The following is a 1264-nucleotide window of genomic DNA, read 5'->3' on the forward strand; positions in this document are numbered from 1 at the left end:
CGACGTCCCGGCGGGCAACCCGGCCACCCGAAGCATGAGCGGGAACTGGTGCCGCTCGAAAGCGTCCAGCAGGTGGTGGAGCTGGTGCCCCAGCGGTGCCAGCAGTGTCAGCGGAAGTTGAAGGGCCAGGACACGAATCCCCTGAGGCATCAGGTGGTGGAGCTGGAGCCGGTGAAGACGGTGGTGACCGAGTATCGGAGTCACCGCCTGGAGTGCGCCGCGTGCGGCGGCCTCACACGAGCCGAAGTGCCCCACGAGGCGCGCAGTGCGTTCGGGGAGCGGCTGGCGGCGAGCATGAGCCTGCTGGTAGGCAAATACCGGCTGTCCAAGCGACTGGTGGAGGAGTTGTTCGCGGACCTCGGGGGCGTCCAGGTGTCGGTGGGCAGTGTTTCGAACCTGGAAGAGGAGATGAGCGCGGCGCTGAAGACACCGGTGGAGCAGGCCGAAGCGCACGTGCGCGAGGCACGGGTCGTCCATGCCGATGAGACGGGATGGACCCAGGGAGTGAAGGCCGGGCGGGCTGCTCGTGCCTGGCTGTGGGTGGTGGCGAGCGCGCTGGTGGTGGTGTTCCGAATCGCTACCAGCCGAGGCAGTCAGGTCATCCAGTCGCTGCTGGGGAAGGACTTCCTGGGCTGGCTCATCACGGACAGGTGGAGCGCGTACAACTGGTACGACCCGGGGCTGCGCCAACTGTGCTGGGCGCACCTGACGCGCGACTTTCAAGGCTTCATCGACCGGGGTGGGCGAGGGGGCCGGATTGGCCGGGCGCTGATGGCCGAGCGCCACCGGATGTTCAGGTGGTGGCACCGCGTCCGGGATGGCACCTTGGCGCGTAAGGAGTTCCAGCGGCGAATGCGCGGAGTCGAGCGGAGGGTGGGCGAGCTGCTGCGCCAGGCGCAGGCGTGCACGGAGGAGAAGAAGACGGCGGGCATGGCCAGGCAAATCCTCCGGCTGGAGAAGTGCCTGTGGGTGTTCGTGGACGTGCCTGGGATGGAGCCAACGAACAACTACGGCGAGCGAACCATTCGCCAGGGAGTCATCTACCGGAAGATTTCCTTCGGAACGCGCAGTGAGCGTGGCAGCCGCTTCATCGAGCGAATCCTGACCGTGGTGACGACGCTCAAGCAACAACAGCGCAACCCATTGGAGTTCCTGACGGCAGCGCTGAAAGCGTACCGCCGTGGCCTGCCACCGCCTTCGCTCCTTCCGAACTCTGGCTCGGCCCAGGCGGCCTCCGTCGCTGCCTGAGCCGGTGAACAGTTAC

1 protein-coding gene is annotated in these 1264 nt (G+C 66.8%); it reads left to right on the forward strand.

Going from position 1 to position 1264, the window contains the following annotated elements; translation table 11 throughout:
* Positions 1–1248: IS66 family transposase (locus tag K8638_RS44190; RefSeq protein ID WP_223760812.1), on the forward strand; the 1248-nt coding region annotated here is incomplete at its 5' end.
* Positions 1249–1264 lie beyond the last annotated feature (16 nt).

Origin of the sequence: Myxococcus sp. RHSTA-1-4 (genome assembly GCF_020037125.1) — a bacterium.
Classification (GTDB): domain Bacteria; phylum Myxococcota; class Myxococcia; order Myxococcales; family Myxococcaceae; genus Myxococcus.